Below are 19,401 nucleotides of genomic sequence, written 5' to 3' on the forward strand. Positions count from 1 at the left end.
ACGTTTTACTGTTTCAGTATCAACAACAATAGGCAGTAAGCATGGATAAAATTCACGCAATGCAACTCTTTATTCGTGTCGCGGAACTGGAGAGTTTCTCTCGCGCCGCCGATACCCTTGGGTTGCCCAAAGGTAGCGTATCGCGACAGATCCAGGCGCTGGAGAGCCATCTCGGCGCTCGCCTGCTGCACCGCACCACCCGCCGGGTGCAGTTGACGCAGGACGGCATGGTCTATTACGAACGCGCCAAAGACCTGCTAAGTAATCTCGAAGAACTGGATGGTATGTTTCAGGGCGATCCGTCAAGCATTAGCGGCCGCCTGCGTGTCGATATGCCGATCAGCGTCGCCAAAAAACTGGTCATCCCGAAACTTCCCGCGTTTTTACAACAGTATCCCGGCATTGAAATCGAACTGAGCAGTAGCGACCGGCTGGTCGATGTGGTGCGCGAAGGCTTCGACTGCGTGATCCGGGTGGGTACGCTTAAAGACTCGGGACTCATCGCCCGCCCGCTCGGCAAACTCACGCAAATTAACTGCGCCAGTCCGCATTATCTGGCGCGCTTCGGCTACCCGGAAAGTCTCGACGATCTGGCAGATCATGCACTGATCCACTACGCCAGCAACTTCGGCGCGCGGCAGTCAGGCTTTGAAGTCGTCAGCGATGGCGCCGTGCGCTGGGTGAAAACCGGCGGCGTGTTGACCGTCAATAGCACCGAAACCTATCAGGCGGCCTGCCAGGCCGGGCTCGGCATTATTCAGGTCCCGCGCATTGCCGTACGTGAACCGCTGCGTACCGGCGAGCTGGTTGAGATCCTGCCGCAGTACCGCGCCGAACCGATGCCGGTGTCGATTATCTATCCACATCGGCGCAATCTCTCCCGCCGCGTGCATCTCTTTATGGAGTGGCTGGGCGGATTGATGAAAGGTTATGTCGATTAATCGGCGCGGGTCGTCAACCCCTCTCGGGCCGATGGGCGCCTGCAAGATGCGTCGTTTAAGGTATACTTTTGGCTGAATATCGCTGTAAAGAAAGGAAGAAATCACTTATGACGCCGGAAAACGACGATCGCCAACCGCCACAGGAAACGGGCCAGCAGCCGGAGAAAAACAAAAGTACGCTCGCCGCCATCAACGATTCCGCCGTTGGGCAGAAAGCTAACCAGGCGCTGAAAACGGTCACCGGAACGGCGGCCAAAGTTCAGCGCAATCCGGTAATAGCCCACCTGCTGCGCGCCGCCGAGCGGTTCAATGACAGGCTTGGCAATCAGTTTGGCGCAGCCATCACCTACTTCTCATTTTTGTCGATGATCCCCATTCTGATGGTCTCATTTGCCGCCGCTGGTTTCGTACTGGCCTGGCATCCGACGCTGTTGCAGGACATCTTCGATAAAATTCTGCAAAACGTCAGCGACCCGACGCTGGCGGCAACGCTTAAAAACACCATCAACACCGCCGTACAGCAGCGTACCGCCGTCGGGCTGGTCGGCCTGTTGGTCGCGCTCTACTCCGGTATTAACTGGATGGGCAACCTGCGTGAAGCGATTCGCGCCCAGTCACGCGACGTGTGGGAACGTACGCCGCAGGATCAGGAAAAAATCTGGGTAAAATACTTTCGCGATCTGATCTCGCTGATTGGCCTGCTGGTCGCGCTGGTTATCACGCTGTCGATTACCTCCGTTGCCGGATCCGCACAGCAGATGATCATCTCCGCGCTGTATCTCGATTATATAGAATGGCTGAAACCCGCATGGCGCCTGATTGGCCTGGCGATTTCCATCTTCGCGAACTATCTACTGTTTTTCTGGATCTTCTGGCGACTGCCGCGCCACCGTCCACGCCGCAAAGCGCTGTTCCGCGGTACGCTAATTGCGGCGATTGGCTTTGAGATTATTAAAATCGTGATGACCTGGACGCTGCCGGCGCTGGTGAAATCCCCATCCGGCGCCGCCTTTGGTTCCGTACTCGGACTAATGGCATTCTTCTACTTCTTCGCCCGTCTGACCCTCTTCTGCGCCGCATGGATTGCGACCGCGGAGTACAAAGACGATAAGCGGATGCCGGGCAAAGCCCACGATTAAAGTCATTATCGGGCTGAATAAAGACGCAAAATTCAGCCCGACCTATCATTTCAGCAGATAAATCCAGTGCGTAACTTTTATTTAACCTAAAACTGGTTTTATTCTCTAATATTTTAATTATGTGAAGCATTTCATAGAAGATATTTTCTCAGGGCGAAAATTATCCGCTTTTTGCCTGTTTTTTGCGCGATAGCGAGTTTTGTTACAGATTGAAATGTCTCTTTTGCTGTGGCTATATGGCTTTTCGTTCGCTCAAAAATAAGAAAGATCTATGCAAGCCACAGCCACTACTATCGACAACGCGCAAGACGCCACGCCGGTTAACTCGCGTAATAAAGTCGTCGTCGCCTCACTCATCGGCACCGCCATTGAGTTCTTCGACTTCTATATTTACGCCACCGCCGCGGTTATCGTCTTCCCCCATATCTTTTTCCCACAGGGTGATGCCGCCGCCGCGACGCTCCAGTCGCTGGCGACGTTCGCCATCGCCTTTGTCGCGCGCCCGATTGGCTCAGCGCTATTCGGCCACTTTGGCGACCGCGTAGGCCGCAAAGTCACACTCGTCGCCTCGCTGCTGACTATGGGCATCTCCACCGTGGTCATCGGCCTGCTGCCGGGCTATGAAAGCATTGGCATCCTGGCGCCGATGCTGCTGGCGCTGGCGCGCTTTGGTCAGGGTCTCGGCCTTGGTGGCGAATGGGGCGGGGCGGCCCTGCTGGCGACGGAAAACGCTCCGCCGCGCAAACGCGCGCTATATGGCTCCTTCCCGCAACTGGGGGCGCCAATCGGCTTCTTCTTCGCCAACGGCACCTTCCTGTTGCTGTCGTGGCTGTTGAGCGACCAGCAGTTCATGGAATGGGGCTGGCGCGTGCCGTTCATCTTCTCTGCGGTACTGGTCATTATCGGTCTGTATGTTCGCGTGTCGCTGCATGAAACCCCGGTGTTCGCTAAGGTGGCGGCGGCGAAAAAACAGGTCAAAATTCCGCTTGGCACGCTGCTGACTAAGCACGTGCGCGTGACCGTGCTCGGCACCTTCATCATGCTGGCGACCTATACCCTGTTCTATATCATGACCGTTTACTCCATGACCTTCAGTACCGCTGCCGCGCCGATTGGCTTAGGTTTGCCGCGTAACGAAGTGCTGTGGATGCTGATGATGGCGGTCATTGGTTTTGGTGTGATGGTGCCGGTGGCGGGCCTGCTGGCGGATGCCTTTGGCCGTCGTAAAAGCATGATTATCATCACCACGATGATTATTCTGTTCGCGCTGTTCGCCTTTAAACCGCTGCTCGGTTCCGGCAACCCGATTCTGGTCTTCGCCTTCCTGCTGCTGGGCCTCAGCCTGATGGGGCTGACATTCGGCCCGATGGGGGCGCTGCTGCCGGAGCTGTTCCCGACGGAAGTTCGTTATACCGGCGCCTCTTTCTCCTATAACGTGTCGTCGATCCTCGGCGCGTCGGTCGCACCATATATTGCCGCCTGGCTGCAGGGCAATTACGGCCTGCCGGCTGTCGGTATCTACCTGGCGGCGATGGCGGCGCTGACGCTGATCGCCCTGCTGTTGACCCACGAAACCCGCCATCAATCGCTGTAAGTTGCAGGCCCTGACGCTGTTGCCGTCAGGGCCATCGCTCATCTCATCCTTACTTTTTCATCTGCGACAAAATCGTCCGGCACTGATTCGCCTCGCCTTCCGCCGGCGAGATCAGCGCCAGTAAAGCGGCCGCCGGCGTGACCAGCGTCGCTAACGCTGCCGCCACCGCGCCGCGGGCAATCAACGGCCCGGCTTTCACCCCGGCATCCGGCGATTTAAAGGTACCGCGCACGTACAGCGGAGAACGCAGAGTAATCACCCGCAGGCCCTTACTTTCCGGGTCAACGGTCAGATCCAGCTGTTCAGAGGCAAAGCTGGCGGTGCCGGTAATGTTAATCAGCGCGTTCTCGGTATCGAAGGCGAAAATTTGCGGTCGCGCCACGCCGTTGACCACATCAATATTGGCCGCCGCGCAGTTCACCCGAACCTCCTCATCGCCAAAAATCTGCCCGATGATAAAGTTACCGACGTTTAAGCCGAGGATTTCCATCAGGTTGCGGCTAATCAGACCATCATTCATCAGCAGCTTAAGGTTGCCGTTGCTGTTACCAAGCAGCGCCGCCACCGAATTACCGCTGCCGCGCAGTTGTACATCGCCGCTCATCTCACCGAGCGTTTTCTGCATCATTTCAACGTTCGGCATCAGCGCCTTGAGCTTAAGCCGCCGTGCCTGCAGATTGGCTTCGCCCTGTAGCGGTTTTTTATCGCCCTGCAGATGCACGCTGCCGGCAATCGAACCGTTGGCCAGGCCAAAGCGCACCGGTTGCAGGCGCAGGTCGCCGCGTTCAAGAATAATGTGGGTCGCCAGGTCGCTGATGGGCAGAGTACCGCCGTGTTCGATTCGCCGCCCCTTGAAGCGCACATCGGCGTCCATCACCTGCCATTTATCCGTCTCAAAGCGATCGGCCGGCAGGACTTTTCCCGCTGGCTGTACGGCATCGCCCGCTTTACGTGATGAGGATTTCTTCGCCCCGCCGCCGGAATCAACGCCAATCAGCGGGCCGAGGTCCGCCAGACGCAGCTGTTTAGACTCCAGATCGCCGGTAAGCTTCGGTCGCGGTTTGCCGGTGGTATAGGTCAACGAACCGTGGATATCGCTGTCGCCAATCCGGCCGTTAAAATCGCGATAGTCAAAACGCATGCCGTTTTTATGTTTAAAGTCGGCGCGCAGGCGGCCATCGGTGGAAAAGGACGGCGTTTCCGGCAGCAGAACGCCGGTCAGGTCGTAGAGGTCGCGCAACGAGTCGCCGGCGAATTTCAGCCGCAGATCGAGCCCGCCGACATTAAGCGGATCGCTGACCGTGCCGCTAAACGCTATCCGGGTATTACCAGAGTGAAAATCGCCTTGTAGCGGGAACGGGGTACTATCGCTACGCAGCGCCAGCATGCCGCCAATTTTGCCGCTGCCGCTCAGCGGCTGGCCTTTGTAGCGCCCCTTCACCGACAGGCCAAAGATATAATCGCCGGCTTTTGTCGCCTGCGCTTTGTTGCCCGCACCGGTGACTTCGCTAAACGGCAGCGCTTTGCCAAGCGGATCGACCACGATCGCGATATCGCTGCGGGTTACCTTATCGTCAATGGCGATGTTGCCGCGATCGAAGAGAATATTATCAAGGCGGAAAGACCAGGCCGATGGCGGGTTGGCTTTTTCGGATGCCGGGTCAGAAGCTAATTTAAAGGTCCAGTTATTGCTGTTTACCGTCAGCCTTATCAGCCGGACGTCGGGCTGTTCGAGCTTAATCCACGGCAAGTAGACCGTTTTGCTCAGCAACGCCAGCGGAGCCAGCGTCGCTTCCACGCGCGGCAGATGTACCATCGTCACTTGCGGAATGTCGGGCGGGTTGCCCAACACGATCTCTTCGGCATGCACATGCGGCCACGGTATCCAACTGCGCCAGCCGCGCTCCTCAGGCTGTCGCTCCCACACTACGCCCAGGTCGCCGCGAATGGCGAATGGCCGATTGAGCTCGGCGGAAACTTTCTGATTGATCGTCGGCTTCAGCCGGTTCCAGTCAAAGGTCGCCAACACGATGAAAAAAAGAACGATTAACAGCACAATCGTTCCCGAGATAATAGCAATCGTTTTACGGGTTCTGGTCATCCCCTCTCCGCTCCTTTTGCGTCTCGTCACTCCTCACTATAGTTGAAGAGCGCGGATTCATCCGCCAAATGCGCTTTTCGTCACATTTTGCGCGTCAGGTCAAAAAATAATGGAACGATGTTTTAATATGGTTGACCCTGCCGGGTGCCCAGCGCAAACTACCGTTAATTTCGATTCAATTTCAGGTCAGCACTATGTCTAAGAAAATTGCCGTGATTGGCGAATGCATGATTGAACTGTCAGAGAAAAACGCGGCGGTGAATCGCGGTTTCGGCGGCGATACCTTAAACACATCCGTCTACATCGCGCGCCAGACCAGCGCGGATGCCCTAAGCGTACACTACGTGACCGCGCTGGGCACCGACACCTTCAGCCAGCAGATGCTGGAGTCCTGGCAGGGCGAACAGGTAAAAACCGATCTGATTCAGCGCATGGCTGACCGCCTGCCTGGCCTTTACTACATTGAAACGGACGAGACCGGCGAGCGAACCTTCTACTATTGGCGCAACGAAGCGGCGGCCAAATTCTGGCTCGAAAGCGAGCGCGCAGGCGCCATCTGCGAAGAGCTGGCTACCTTTGATTACCTCTATCTGAGCGGTATCAGCCTCGCCATCCTCAGCCCGGCCAGCCGGGAAAAGTTGCTCACCCTGCTACGCGAATGCCGCGCCAACGGCGGGAAAGTGATTTTCGATAACAACTACCGTCCGCGCCTGTGGGCCAGCCAGCAAGAGACTCGCCAGGTGTACCAGCAAATGTTGGAATGTACCGACATCGCTTTTCTGACGCTGGATGATGAAGATGCGCTGTGGGGAGCGGTACCGGTTGCCGAAGTTATCGCCCGCACCCACGCCGCTGGCGTTGAAGAGGTGGTGGTGAAGCGCGGCGCCGACTCCTGCCTGGTGGCGATCGCCGGCCAGCCGCTGCTGGAGGTGCCCGCGGTGAAGCTGCCGAAAGAGAAAGTAGTTGATACCACGGCGGCGGGCGATTCGTTCAGCGCCGGCTATCTGGCGGTGCGCCTGACCGGCGGCGACGCGGAATCCGCGGCGAAACGCGGACATCTCACCGCCAGCACGGTTATCCAATATCGCGGGGCGATTATCCCGCGCGAAGCGATGCCGGACTAAGACCCTATTCCCCCTGCTTGCGCTGCGCTTAGCAGGGCTACCAAATCGTACAGTGCTGTAGCCCCGGTAAGCGGTAGCGCCTCCGGGGATTTTGAGGCCACCAACACCGGCTATAAATTAAAGGCAAGTCGTACGAACCGTAGGCCGGATAAGGCGTAGCCGCCATCCGGCGCAAAAGCGGCTCCGCGCCCGCTGCCTGTGTTACTGCCCAGGGGGAATATCCGTCGCCTCGTTATGCGCATCAACCGTATCCGGCGTCGCGCTCACCGCCGCAGCGGGTGCTGGCGCCATCAGCTTTTCCCATGTCGCTTTCAGATCTTTCATGTTGTACTCCGGCTCGCCTTTCGGCTGCTGCAATACCAGCGCCATATCCTGCGACAGCTGCTGGCGCAGATATTGGTTCAACATGTCGACCGTCAGTGAGTTCAGGAACTCCTGGCGCAGTTTCTGATACTGCTCCGGCGCGATATCCACCACCTGATTTTGCAGCGAACGCATACGTTGGCTAATCAGGATATCGGTATCCGTGCGGGCATAGGTGGCGAACAGTTTTTGCAGTTCGAGATTCTTTTGCGCAATCAGTGCATCGAACTCTTCCTGAGGCAGACCATTGTCGCGTACCTTCGCCAGTTCGCGCGATACCGCGCTCAGGTTGGCGTTCAGGCGTTCGCCCGGCGAGTCGATATTGATCGCACACTGAGCGCGCTGGTACAGCACGCGGCAATCAAAACCGAGACCGATGTCTTTTACGTTGCTTTTGCTCAGGTTCTGCTGCACGTGCCAGAACAGCGCTTCCCGAGCCAGGTCATCGCGCCAGTAGCGCTGCAGCGCGGCGGAATCGCGGATTGGCTGCCATGGAGAATCCCACATGATCGACAGCTTATCCTGACGCACGGCATCGGTCATGATACTCACCGGTACAGCCGGCAGAGGTGATAGCGTTGGTACCGCCGCCGGGGTCTCGCGTTTACCTTTCAGTTCGCCGAAGATTTTGTTGATCTGCTCAGCGACGCTGCGGCTATCGACGTTACCGACAACAATCAGCGTCATCGCATCCGGGGTATACCATTTCTGATAAAATTCTTTCAGCTGTTTAATATCAATCGGTTGCTTCAACGGCGCCGCCGGATCGTGACCGAGCATCGTTGAGCCCTTCAGGCGATAGCGCCACCAGCCTTCCTGGGTATCCAGCGGCCAGGTCGCCACCATATCGCTGCCCTGCAGCGCATGATTGACGGCTTGTTGGGTAATACTCAATTTACCGTTAGCGTCCGCCAGCCAGTTCAACGCTTCTTTTAGCAGGTCGTTGCGGTTGTTCGGCAGGCTCAGATTAAACAAGGTGAAATCGTAAGAAACGATCGCCGGCGGTAGAGGACGCTTCGGGTCAATACTCTGCTGCCACAGCGAACGCGCCTGCATCGTCGGGAGGCTGCCGCTTTGGGTCAGCGCCAGGCGCGGAATGAAATGACTGAAGCCGCTCTGCTGAGTGCTTTCGCTCAGCGAGCCAATATTCACAGCCAGGCGGACTTCGACGCGATCGCTAGGGCGCTGCGGCGTGGAAAGTACCTGCCACGAAAAACCGTTCGCCAACGTCCCCTGTTGCCAGGCCGGGTCCGGCTGGAGCGCTTCTGCCTGCACAGAACCGGCCGTCGCTATCATCAGCAAACCACCGGTTAAGAGTCGAATTTTTGTGCCCTGCATGTGAACCCCTGATGAACATTCCTGGTTACATAGGCAACCCATCGCCGGGTTACCGAAAAAGGTGGTGAATCAAATACGTCGGTTAGACCACGCGTAGGCGAAAATGTCACATGAAGACGTAAAATAATCATGAGGTATCATTCCCCCAGAAGGGGAATGATACCTAATTTTGCGCAGGAGCCCATAGTCCATGGGCATAACATGAGGAATTACGAGGATAATTCTTGCGATTTGTCCGCGGGAACGCGGTTATTCAACACATCATCGAGCTGTTTGGCATCGAGTTCTTTCACCCATTTCGCGACAACCACGGTCGCCACGCCGTTACCCACCAGGTTGGTCAACGCGCGCGCTTCGGACATAAAGCGGTCGATACCGAGAATCAGCGCCAGGCCCGCCACCGGCAGATGCCCTACCGCAGAGATGGTCGCCGCCAGCACGATAAATCCGCTCCCGGTGACGCCCGCAGCCCCTTTCGAAGAGAGCAGCAGCACCACCAGCAGGGTGATCTGATGGAAGATATCCATATGGCTATTGGTGGCCTGGGCGATGAACACCGCCGCCATCGTCAGGTAGATGGAGGTGCCGTCGAGGTTAAAGGAGTAGCCGGTCGGTATCACCAGCCCCACCACTGATTTACGGCAACCCAACTTCTCCATCTTATCCAGCATTCGCGGCAGCGCGGATTCGGACGAAGAGGTCCCCAGTACAATCAGCAGCTCTTCGCGGATATAGCGAATGAACTTGAAGATGCTAAATCCAGTGGCCCGCGCGATAGAACCCAGTACCAGCACCACGAACAGGATACAGGTGATGTAGAAGCAGATGATCAGTTGGCCCAGCTGTACCAGGGTACCGACGCCGTATTTACCGATGGTGAAGGCCATGGCCCCGAAAGCACCGATCGGCGCCAGGCGCATAATCATGTTAATGATGCCGAAAATGACCTGCGAGAAGCTTTCAATGACGTTGAAAATCAGCTGGCCTTTGCTGCCTAAACGATGCAGCGCAAAGCCAAACAGGACGGCAAACATCAGCACCTGCAGAATATTACCGCTGGCGAAAGCGCCAATCACGCTGCCCGGAATAATATCGAGTAAGAAGGCGACAACACCCTGATCTTTAGCCTGCTCGGCGTAGACTGCCACCGCGTGTGCGTCCAGCGTCGCGGGATCGACGTTCATGCCCGCGCCGGGTTGCACTACGTTGACGATGATAAGACCGATAATCAACGCAATGGTACTCACCACTTCAAAGTAGAGTAGCGCCACCGCACCGGTACGACCGACGGCCTTCATGCTTTCCATCCCGGCAATCCCTGTTACAACGGTACAGAAGATAACCGGAGCAATGACCATTTTAATCAGTTTTACGAAGGCGTCGCCGAACGGTTTCATCTGCGCGCCAAGTTCCGGGTAGAAATGGCCCAGCAAAATACCGATAGCTATGGCCGATAAAACCTGGACATAGAGGCTTTTGAAGAGAGAGAGTTTCATAGGGTGTCCTTTGGGAATAACCACAGACAATGAAAGGTTATCTGTGTCTGTGGCTTAAAAATAACACCCTGGAAACATTTCAGAAATAAGTAAGCGCGAAGTTGCAACGGAATTGTTAAAATATTTGAGCTGACTCGCACAAACAAATAAAAATGTTACAAACTTGCATCGTCCTTATCGGCCTGCAGGAAGCGCTGCATAAAGCTTTCCAGCGGCAAGGCGCAACCAAACAGGTAACCCTGAGCGACATCCACGCCAGCCGCTTGCAACCATTTCAGCTGTTCTTCTTTTTCAACGCCCTCAGCAACGATCCGCAGCTTGAGCCCGCGTGCAAGCTGAATTATCGCCGGGACCATACTGGTATCATCCGGCAACATATCAATAAACACCTTGTCGATTTTCAGGATATCAACCGGCAGCGATTTCATATGTTGCAACTGGCGCAACCCGGCATAACCCATGCCGAAATCATCCAGCGCAATACGCGTGCCGGCGTCGCGCAGCGGGCGCAGCAGGTCAATCACCGCCTGCGGATCGTCGAGACGGCAGCTTTCCGTCACCTCCAGCACCAGGGTGCCCGGGGCGATACGATAGCGTTCAATGAGTGCCAGCAGCTCAACGCCGCGGTCAGGATGCAGCAACTGCAGTAACGAGACATTCACCGACAACGGCAACATGATCCCCTGCTGCTGCCAGGCTGCCAGCTGGCGGCAGGCTTCTTCCATCACCCAATAGCCTACCGGCACCATCAGCCCGCAGTTTTCAATACGCTCAATCAGATCGCACGGCAGCGACCAACCGCCATCGGGCTGTCGCTGGCGCAGCAGAACTTCCGCACCGCAAATATTGCCGCTGGTAATATCCACCTGCGGTTGAAACCAGATGGCGAACTGCTGATTCTCGAGCGCGGTGAGGATGTCGTGCTCTTCCATTAACCGACGCTGGGCTTTTTCCATCTGCTCGGGGTCAAAGAACTCGATCTGATTTTTGCCCTTGCGCCGCGCCGTCACCGCGGCGGAAACCGCCCGACGATAAAACTGTTCGGCGCTCAGTTCGCTATTAAACATCGCGATACCGACACTGGCGCAGGGCCGCAGCTGGACACCGTGCAGCGGCAATCGCTCGCTAATGGAAGTAAGCACTTGCTTACTTAACGACACCGCTTCCCACGGCTTGCTGAGTCCGGGGGCGAAAATAGCGAAATCGTAACCGCTCACCTGCGTCAGCACCATATTGGGTGGGATAACCGCTTTCAGCTTCTCAACCAGCGTCAGGAGCAGCATCTCGCGCTGGCTCTCTTTCAGGACGCCTGCGGCATCTTGCAAGGTCTCACAGGCTACCACCAGCAGCGCCGAGGGTTGCGGACGGGTTGTGGTCTGCTCCAGCATCGCCATCAAAAAGGCTTTGTTGGGGAGCTCAGACACCGGGAAACGGGTCGATTGCAGCGATAGCTCATCATGCTGACGCAGCAAAGACTGCTGGTTGCGATTGTAGCAACGCACCAGCATGCCGATTTCATCATCCTGGTGCAGTCGCGGCAGGCTCAGCTGATATCCGAGCCGCTCCTGCGGCGGAATATCGTTAAGCTCGCGGGCAATGGCGCGCAGCGGGCGAACAATCAGCCGGTTAATGCACCAGGTAAGCGCCACCGTCAAAATGAGCACCAAAAGTAAGTAAGTAGTCACTAACGTCGCAAGCGCGCTCATGACGAATTTATACATGCGATAGGAATCCGCCTGCAGCACCAGATAGGCCAACGGCTGCGGGTTAGCCGGACGCTCGAGTGAGTAAATCGGCAGGGATATCTGTACCGGCAGTTCAAACAGGCGAGTGATCATCACCGGCACCGGGCGTTCGGGAATAAAGCGCATCCGCAGCGCCTGAAATTGATTCGGTAGTACCACATCCGCCCGGCTGACGATGCCAGCAGGCTGAATGCGGCCCAGAATGGCTTCCGCTTCGGGAATATCGGCTTTCAAAATTGCCGCCGACAGGGGCTCGCGAACGGAACGGGCGATACTTTCTAATTGCGTGGCCGTGGTATAGCGACTCTGTTGCACAAAGTGAAACAGCAAAATAGAGCAAAAGACCAGGACAAACGCCATGGACACGCTCGCGACCATCGCCATCTGTTTAATTGTAAGTGAGCGGCTGACGCGCAACTGTGTTCTCCACTGAAACTGAACGACTATCCGGCAATATCCATCGATACCGGTCGTTTTCAGGCTGATTATATACGCAAATGGTTCGCTCTCGCCCGCAAGGCGGGTTCTTCCCGAAAGCGGCGGGCGAGGTACGGCGAGTATACGCGAACAGCGCGGTGGATTGGCGATTAGCCGTAGAAATCAGGCTAATCTGCTACCAATCCGCATAAGGCACCAACGGCTGCGGCGGCATATCCATGTCGCCCTGCCAGCCGGAAGCAGAATAGCGCACGTACAGCAGCGCGTGGCTCGGGGTGTAATCTTTAGCCTGCTGAATATCCACAGCCGCGCCGACAAACCAGTTGCCGGTGACCCGCCGTTCCACCAGCGCCCTTGCGGTATAACCGAAACCCTGGCTGCTGCCGCCCTCTTCTTTTTGCTGGCTGGCATCGTAGCGATACTGTGAAGGAATCAAATTCAGCAACGGATAGCGCGCATGAGTTTGCGTACGCGAATGGGACCACGACACCGACCCGCCGAGTTCCCACGACCAGTTTTCGGTACGCTGACGCCAGATGACCGGCACCGAGAAGGAGAGATACTCCTGCGGGCTGTAGTAACCGCCCTGGCCCAGCGTGTAACCGCTGAGGTCTTTGTCGTAGTGCCAGATCATATTGGTCAGGCCGACGGTCACCCGGCGATTATTTTCATTGATCGCTTTATAGTAGTAACCGGTCATCCAGCGTACGCGCCAGTTGTCCTCGACGTTTTTGCCGGTGAGTTGGTCAGCCCCCAGCGATGACCAGATGCCGTTAGCCTCGCCTTTATCGTAGCTGAGGCTGATGCCGCCGCCGGCGGCGCGGACGCCGCCCCAGGTAGTGCCGGTATGGCCGTCGTTAGGATTATCTTTTTGCCCGCCGAAGGAGAGCAACGAGCTGGAAATGGGTCGCCGGTGGACGTTGACGGTATAGCCGACCGGGCCGGCATCGCCGCTATAACTCAGTCCCCCCACGACATCCACCACGTTAAAGCCCATCGGCGTGGTGCCGATATCGCCGCTCCAGGTGTCGTTCTTCCAGCCAACCGCTACGCTGGCGCCGCCATCGCTCTGATTTTTACTGCCGCCATAGCAGCTAATTTCACCACAGGTTCCCCAACTCGGCGAATAACCGCCATCGCTATTAGTGGAAAACGACCCGGCGTTCATATTCACCACATCGGTACGGAAGAACATCCGCCCGTCATACAACGGCGCGTCCACCTGCAACATGGTAGTGTGCGCTTTGAGGTCTGAATAACCGCCGGTGCCGCTCGATCCCCAATAGTCGTGCTCAAGGGTAACGTTAAGATCCTGCTGGCGATAAAGATCGGCGGCGTCGCTGCGGATCCCGCGCTTCAGCCAGTCATCCTGGCTATCGTTGCGGGTCAGGCGGGTAAAGGTGTCATTATCCTGCGGGCGAACGCGGGTCACGCCAGCGGCCACCATCGCGTCTTTATAGCTTTCCAGGGCCTGCTGTGGTTGCTCGCTTTGCGTCTGGAAACGCGCGGCATCACGCAGCACCAGCGCGCTTTCCATCGACGGCGGCTGGCTTTTCGCCTGCGGAACGATGCGGTCAAATATTTGTTGCGCGCCCGCGGTATCGTCAAATCCGGCGCGGGCCAGCGCTACCCGGCGCTGCATGTTGATCGATTCCGTATCCGCATCCTTCAACTGCGCGACCTGCGCGCGGGCGGCGTTTTTATCGCCCTCGGCGAGATAGACTTCCGCCAGGCCAAGACGCGCATCGCCATTATCAGCCTGCTGGCTCAGCACCCGATGGTACTGGGCTATCGCCTCTGCGCTATCGCCGCGCTGCTGCGCCCAATCCGCCAACGCCAGATCGTAGCGGATCGATTCCGGCTGCTGTTTAATCAAGGCAATGGCCTGCGCTTCCTGCCCGCTATCGCGAAGTTGGTTGGCCTCGCGCATCACTTTGTCACTTTGCAGACGCCCTTCCAGTTCACGAATATTATCGGTCCACTGTCCGCGCGGTAGCGCGTTAATTTGCGCCAGCGCCCTATCATCCTGATTATTACCGGACAAATAGAGGCCGTAGGCGTAAACCCGTTCGGCATCGCCCGGCTTGCGGTTGGCCATGTTACGCATCAGCGCGTCCGCTTCCGGCCGCTGGCCGGCGCTGACCAGATCTTTCGCCAACCGATAGGTTATCCACACGCTTTCAGGATCCAGAGCCAGACGCCGCCGCTGCACCTCCGCGGCCTGCGCCCAACTGCCCTGGCTTTCCAGCGCTTCGGCCTGTTTTTCCAGCCGATCGTTGGTAAGACTGCGTTCGATATCATCAATACTGCGCCGCTGGCTGGCGGGGAGGCTGGCAATATAGGCGCTGGCTTTTTCCGGCGATTCACGACGATAAACATTCGCCAGACCGCGTACGGCGAGATTATTGTCGCGATCCATGCGTAACGCCTGGCGATAGTAACGTTCGGCGGCGGCGTCATCTTTGCGCGCCGCGGCAACATCGCCTAACCCCAGAACCGCGTAGCTGTCGGTGTTATCCACCCGCTGCGCCTGGGCGTACGCATTTTGCGCCTGCGCCAGTTGGCCTGCTTTCAGCGCGTTATCGCCCTGTTTAATCAACAACCAATAGCGGTTGGTCTTCAGCAAACTGTCCCACTTATCGCGATTCGGGCTTTTCGGATCCATCGCGATCGCTTTATTAAGCTGCGCCACCGCCCGCGCCCGGTCGCCGCGCTGTGAGTAGGCGGCGCCCAGCGCGCCGACGGCATCGCTATCGCGGGCATCCGCGCGTACCGCCTGCTGCAGATCGGCCACCGCCTGCGCCGCATTCCCGGATTTCACCGCCGCCAGCCCTTCGCTTTTGGTGAGGAAGGCTGGGTCTTGCAGTTGAGTTTGCTGCTGCGCCAGCAACACCCGGGCGTTAGCGGCGGCGGAACCGGCGGGGAACTGGAGCAGGAATCGCTGTAGTGCCTGAACGCTGCCTCTGCTGACCGGCATACTTTTAATTTCGCCGAGCCACATATCAGCCGCAATTCCGCGGCCTGAGGCCGAACGCGCCATCTGTTCCAGATAGGCGAAGCCCTCCTGCGGCTTGTTATCTGAAAACATCAGCTTCGCCAGCGAGGTCAATAACGTGACGTTATCCGGGGTTGTGGCATTAAGTTTTTTCAGCTGGCTGACGCCTTCGCTATGGCGAGCGGGCAATCGCGCCACCAGCGTCCAGTATTCGATAGCGGCTTCGGTATCCGTTGGGACGCCGCCGAAGAGCTTTTCATAGGCGGCGACGGCTTCATCGACTTTCCCGGCAACGCCGAGCAATCGCGCCTGCTGCAACGCCTGGCGACCGCTACCGGTACTGATCTTCATCTCGTTACGCGTCGCTTGTAGCGCCGACGATTCCGGGGCCAGCTTTGCCAGCAGATCGAGTTGCTTTTGCGCGCCGGCGGTGTCGCCCTGGCGCAGCAGATAGCGCGTCCGCGCGGCAAGATAATCGGGGTTATTCGGGTCGATCAGTTCCAGCCTATAAAGTGACTGACGCACCAGGTCCTCACGACTGCTGGCCTCGCCGAGACGCACTTGTTCCAGCAGATGCTGCTGCGCAGGGGTATTCTCCGCCTGCGCCAGCGGCAACAGGCCAAGGCCGACAGACAGCGTGATGAAGCTTAGTGAGAACTTGCGCATGCCTGGTTCCAGTCAGGTTGTAATTCGCCACCCGCGGCGAAACGAAAACGATGTTGATCCCATCCCTGGCCGAACAGCGTCAGCACCGCGCTGTAGTAGGCGTCCGCGTCGGGATAATGATCGGCGACCCGTTGGCGTTGTAGCGCGCGGGCGTCGTCATCTTGTAAAAACGGCAGCATGGCGGCGGAGAAGCCAACCGGCCCCTCGCCAGTCGTTTTCCCGCTGGCGATATTGGTTTTTTCCGGCGGTAATCCCTGTTTGATCGTCTGAACCGCCATCGGTTTGAAACGCGCCAACAGCGGCGCTTTTTGTTTATCGGCGTTATTGAGCATTCCGACCCACAGATAGACGCGGATAGCGTCATAGCTGCCAATAATCGGTTTATCGGTTTTCAACTGCCAGCCGCTACCTTTCTCATAGCGCACCCAGTCCGGCGAGAAGCCTTTTGGCGCCGTTTCCAGCAGCAGTCGCAGATTGCTGTCGCGGATCTTCGGCCACGGCGCGCCAAAGCGGGTAAAGTAGGTGGCGAGCTGCGGCGGCAGATAACTTGGATTAAAGCGCCAGCCCTTGTCGTCCGCGAAACCAACTTTCCCCGGCAGTACCGACGGCCCGAGCCCCGGAACATCAGCGACTTCTTCATCGGCAATCCGCGCCAGCAGCGCTTTTCCTACCTCAGTATAGTTATCAACCTTCCACAGGCGTCCGGCTTCCAGCAGCGCCCAGGCAATCCACAAATCAGAATCCGCAGCCGAATTGCTGTCCAGCAGCGTCCATTCATCCTCGCTCTTTTTCCCCCATAGCCATCCCGGCAGATGGGCGCGCAGATCGCCCTGCGCCAGGTTGTTCTGCGTCCACTGGAACAGCTTATCGAAGCCCTGGCGTTCGTTGGCCGCGAGAGCGAAGAACAGCGCGTAGCTTTGCCCTTCGGAGGTGGTGATTTTGCGCGCATCGCTGGGGTCGATGACCCGCCCTTCGGCGCTGACATACGCTTTTTTAAACTGCTCCCAGGCGGGCCACTGGCAGGCGGCGCTAACCTGCCCCGCCACCAGCATCAATACCGAGAGAAGTACCCCACGAAATGCGTTCATCAGCAATTACTCATCATCAGGATCAAGACGGCGACGGCTGAGGATACGCAGCATGCGCCACAGCACCCACGCCAGCAGCACAATGCTGACGGCCGCCAGAATCGCCAACAGTATCGGATGGCTGGAGAGCGCAAACCAGATGCGCTCGAACCACGGCAGATGGCCGACATAATAGATATCGCCAACCCGTAGGCTATTGACGCCGGATTCGCGAATCACCGCCACCGAACCGAACATCGCCGCCCGTTTGCCGCTGTCATTTAAGGCGTTTGTAAGCAGCTCGTTGCCGCGTGGGCTATCGGCCATCAGGGCGATCACGCTGCGCTGGTCGTTGTATGGCGACTGGAAGCCGATAATCGCCGCCATTGGCCCGGAAGAGGTGATGTCGGTTCGCGTATGCGGCGTGCGGGCGTCATCGTCCGGGTAGATGCTGGCCAGGTCATAGTGACGCATCGGCGTTTTCACCCAGCTTTTGGTCGCCTCAACCAGCAGATTGATTTTGCTATCGTCTTTCAGCGATGGCGGAATAGCGCCAATCAGCATCAGGTCGGCATCTTTGCCCTTAATCTGGTTGCCGTCATCGGTCATCTGCAAGTTGATAGCCGCCAGTCCGCTCTGCGCGCCGATGCCGCCTACCGCCTGCAGTAGCGTCTCCACCTGGCCCGCATCAGGCGTTTTCGGCACCACGATTAGCGTCTGAGAGAGATCGGCCATGCGGGTATACGGGAAACCGGCGTTGGCGAAGACGCGCAGATCCGGCATCGCCAGGAAGTGGTAATACTTCGAAAAATCGATGGTGGAGTCATCGCCGATGACCACGTGATTCTGCACCGGCTGGAAGGTAATGCAGTTATCGATGTTGCCGCCGGGCATCGGGTTCATGTACTGGAAATCGAAGCGCAGCTGGTTCATCGCGCCCAGGCGCAGCGCGGGTATGGTCACCTGGTTCTGGCCGTCCAGTAACCCCTGCAGCACCGGTAGGCGTAAAATCAGCTTATTCACATCCTGCGAGCTATTGAGGCTGAACGACTGCAGGAACTGATCGTTTAGGCTGATATCCATCCGCGAGCTATCTTTGATCGGCGGCATGGTATAGCGATACTTCAGGTCCATATCGATGCCGTTAGCGCGCAGCAGATACAGATCCGGCGGCAGATTCAGCGCCACGTTAATCGAATCTGGCACCAGGCCGCTTGATTGCAGTTGCTGTTCATAGGTTTTCAGCTCGCCGAAAGTCACCGGCCTGTCGGTACGAACCCAGTTCGGCGCGTCATAGGGCTGGCGGGCCTTCAACTCTTTCACGCCATCCACGACGACACTATCGCCGCGGAACAAAATATTCCCCTGGGCAATGCCCTTGGCCGCCAACAGCAGGTCTTGATCGTTGCGACCGAAGATCACCAGCAGCTTGACGTACGGGTTGCTCGGATGGTTGACCATTTCGATGGTCGGCGCTTTCACCGGCGGATGGTCTCGCAGAAAGTCCGGACGCTTATCGTTGGTCGCGAAGATGATAGCGTTACGTTCCGGTATCTCATTGAAGTGGACCGGGAACTGCTGGCCGCGCCAGCCAGCCTTGCTGCCAAACCAGGAGGCGACAATCGCCGCCGCCTGCTGTTGTATGACGTCAGGCGCGGCAGCAAAAACCATCGGCAACGTCAGCGGACGGTTGTCGCGCGAGTCGTAGAACGGCACCGGGAAGTGGGAGAGATCGTTACGGACCTGCAGCGACTGATAGGTTAAATCCAGCGAGCTCTCACGACCGATATCAAGCCACAACGTACTGCTCGCCGGGTTTTCGCAAACGTCGCGATAGTGGCCGACGAACTCCAGCCGCACGCGGTTAAAATCGGTGATATACAGCGGATCGACGGGGATCTGGGCGCTCACTTTTTTACCCAGTTGCTCTTTGGTGACCGGCAGTACGCCCATCAGCTCGTCGTTAAGATAAACCTTCAGTTGCGACTGCACCGGCAGCAGCGATGGCGACGGCGTGTAGTCAAGATTGAGCAGCGCTTTGGCGACCACCTCATCGCTGCGCATACCGAACTCTACGGCGCCCTCAGGATGCGAACCGCGCAGCACCATGCTCCCCGGCGGCGGCGCGATTTGCGCAAAAGTCAGCTTCACATCGCGAGAGGGAATGTTGTCCGCCACCACCACCGGCGCGGCGGCAGAATCGATAACCGTCGCCGTTGGCTGGCCATCGTTAACGACCGGCGCTGGCTGAACAGCTCCCGCTGTCGCTGGAGCTCCGGCAACCACGGCCTCCGGCGACGTCGCCGGAGCCGAAAATGTTGCGAAGGGGTACCAACTGCTCATTCCCACCGCCACTGCACAAATCAAGGAAAGTTTTCTTTTCATCGCATTATC

11 protein-coding genes are annotated in these 19,401 nt (G+C 57.6%); 4 read left to right on the forward strand and 7 right to left on the reverse strand.

Annotated elements, in window-relative coordinates:
- Nucleotides 1–41 precede the first annotated feature (41 nt).
- The 3 genes from ABLU86_RS11755 to ABLU86_RS11765 all read left to right on the forward strand — a co-directional run bounded on the left by ABLU86_RS11755 (nt 42) and on the right by ABLU86_RS11765 (nt 3,674).
- Nucleotides 42–941, forward strand: coding sequence for a LysR family transcriptional regulator (locus ABLU86_RS11755; protein ID WP_015369250.1), 900 nt, complete (start codon nt 42–44; stop codon nt 939–941).
- A gap of 107 nt (nt 942–1,048) precedes the next feature.
- On the forward strand, nt 1,049–2,080 hold the full coding sequence (gene yhjD / locus ABLU86_RS11760) for an inner membrane protein YhjD (protein ID WP_020077734.1): 1,032 nt from the start codon (nt 1,049–1,051) through the stop codon (nt 2,078–2,080).
- Between the two features lie 271 nt (nt 2,081–2,351).
- Complete coding sequence (locus ABLU86_RS11765; RefSeq protein WP_015703754.1) at nt 2,352–3,674, forward strand: MFS transporter; 1,323 nt, start codon at nt 2,352–2,354, stop codon at nt 3,672–3,674.
- A gap of 49 nt (nt 3,675–3,723) precedes the next feature.
- On the opposite strand, the gene ABLU86_RS11770 is transcribed toward ABLU86_RS11765, so the two are convergent.
- A complete protein-coding gene (locus tag ABLU86_RS11770; protein ID WP_348796278.1) occupies nt 3,724–5,775 on the reverse strand; it encodes an AsmA family protein in 2,052 nt (683 codons plus the stop codon).
- 194 nt (nt 5,776–5,969) lie between these two features.
- On the opposite strand from ABLU86_RS11770, the gene ABLU86_RS11775 reads away from it, so the two are divergent.
- Complete coding sequence (locus ABLU86_RS11775) at nt 5,970–6,899, forward strand: sugar kinase (protein WP_015703756.1); 930 nt, start codon at nt 5,970–5,972, stop codon at nt 6,897–6,899.
- A gap of 201 nt (nt 6,900–7,100) precedes the next feature.
- Here the strand turns inward: ABLU86_RS11775 and ABLU86_RS11780 are convergent, their stop codons facing one another.
- The 6 genes from ABLU86_RS11780 to bcsB all read right to left on the reverse strand — a co-directional run bounded on the left by ABLU86_RS11780 (nt 7,101) and on the right by bcsB (nt 19,392).
- Complete coding sequence (locus ABLU86_RS11780) at nt 7,101–8,600, reverse strand: pitrilysin family protein (protein WP_015369245.1); 1,500 nt, start codon at nt 8,598–8,600, stop codon at nt 7,101–7,103.
- A 209-nt stretch (nt 8,601–8,809) separates the two neighbouring features.
- Entirely contained in the window at nt 8,810–10,096 is a 1,287-nt protein-coding gene (locus tag ABLU86_RS11785) for a dicarboxylate/amino acid:cation symporter (protein WP_015369244.1), read from the reverse strand.
- 155 nt (nt 10,097–10,251) lie between these two features.
- Nucleotides 10,252–12,258 (reverse strand): biofilm formation regulator HmsP, encoded by a 2,007-nt coding sequence (gene hmsP / locus ABLU86_RS11790; RefSeq protein WP_348796279.1) that lies wholly within the window; start codon nt 12,256–12,258, stop codon nt 10,252–10,254.
- A 196-nt stretch (nt 12,259–12,454) separates the two neighbouring features.
- The gene (bcsC, locus tag ABLU86_RS11795; RefSeq protein WP_348796280.1) at nt 12,455–15,940 is read right to left on the reverse strand and encodes a cellulose synthase complex outer membrane protein BcsC; all 3,486 of its coding nucleotides are present in this window, start codon (nt 15,938–15,940) and stop codon (nt 12,455–12,457) included.
- Complete coding sequence (bcsZ, locus tag ABLU86_RS11800; RefSeq protein WP_086630598.1) at nt 15,922–17,028, reverse strand: cellulose synthase complex periplasmic endoglucanase BcsZ; 1,107 nt, start codon at nt 17,026–17,028, stop codon at nt 15,922–15,924. Before bcsZ ends, bcsC begins: the two co-directional genes overlap by 19 nt.
- 6 nt (nt 17,029–17,034) lie before the next feature.
- Nucleotides 17,035–19,392: a cellulose biosynthesis cyclic di-GMP-binding regulatory protein BcsB gene (gene bcsB, locus ABLU86_RS11805; RefSeq protein WP_047057682.1), complete on the reverse strand. Its 2,358-nt coding sequence runs from the start codon at nt 19,390–19,392 to the stop codon at nt 17,035–17,037.
- Between the last annotated feature and the right edge of the window lie 9 nt (nt 19,393–19,401).

The sequence above is a fragment of the Klebsiella sp. JN_Kp121 genome (assembly GCF_040062145.1).
In the GTDB taxonomy this organism is placed as follows: domain Bacteria; phylum Pseudomonadota; class Gammaproteobacteria; order Enterobacterales; family Enterobacteriaceae; genus Klebsiella; species Klebsiella aerogenes.

Bases quoted from the DNA above. Each gene is read 5' to 3' on its own strand.
- ABLU86_RS11755 (WP_015369250.1), top strand. From the start codon at position 42: ATGGATAAAATTCACGCAATGCAACTCTTTATTCGTGTCGCGGAACTG.
- yhjD (WP_020077734.1), top strand. From the start codon at position 1,049: ATGACGCCGGAAAACGACGATCGCCAACCGCCACAGGAAACGGGCCAG.
- ABLU86_RS11765 (WP_015703754.1), top strand. From the start codon at position 2,352: ATGCAAGCCACAGCCACTACTATCGACAACGCGCAAGACGCCACGCCG.
- ABLU86_RS11770 (WP_348796278.1), bottom strand. From the start codon at position 5,775: ATGACCAGAACCCGTAAAACGATTGCTATTATCTCGGGAACGATTGTG.
- ABLU86_RS11775 (WP_015703756.1), top strand. From the start codon at position 5,970: ATGTCTAAGAAAATTGCCGTGATTGGCGAATGCATGATTGAACTGTCA.
- ABLU86_RS11780 (WP_015369245.1), bottom strand. From the start codon at position 8,600: ATGCAGGGCACAAAAATTCGACTCTTAACCGGTGGTTTGCTGATGATA.
- ABLU86_RS11785 (WP_015369244.1), bottom strand. From the start codon at position 10,096: ATGAAACTCTCTCTCTTCAAAAGCCTCTATGTCCAGGTTTTATCGGCC.
- bcsC (WP_348796280.1), bottom strand. From the start codon at position 15,940: ATGCGCAAGTTCTCACTAAGCTTCATCACGCTGTCTGTCGGCCTTGGC.
- bcsZ (WP_086630598.1), bottom strand. From the start codon at position 17,028: ATGAACGCATTTCGTGGGGTACTTCTCTCGGTATTGATGCTGGTGGCG.
- bcsB (WP_047057682.1), bottom strand. From the start codon at position 19,392: ATGAAAAGAAAACTTTCCTTGATTTGTGCAGTGGCGGTGGGAATGAGC.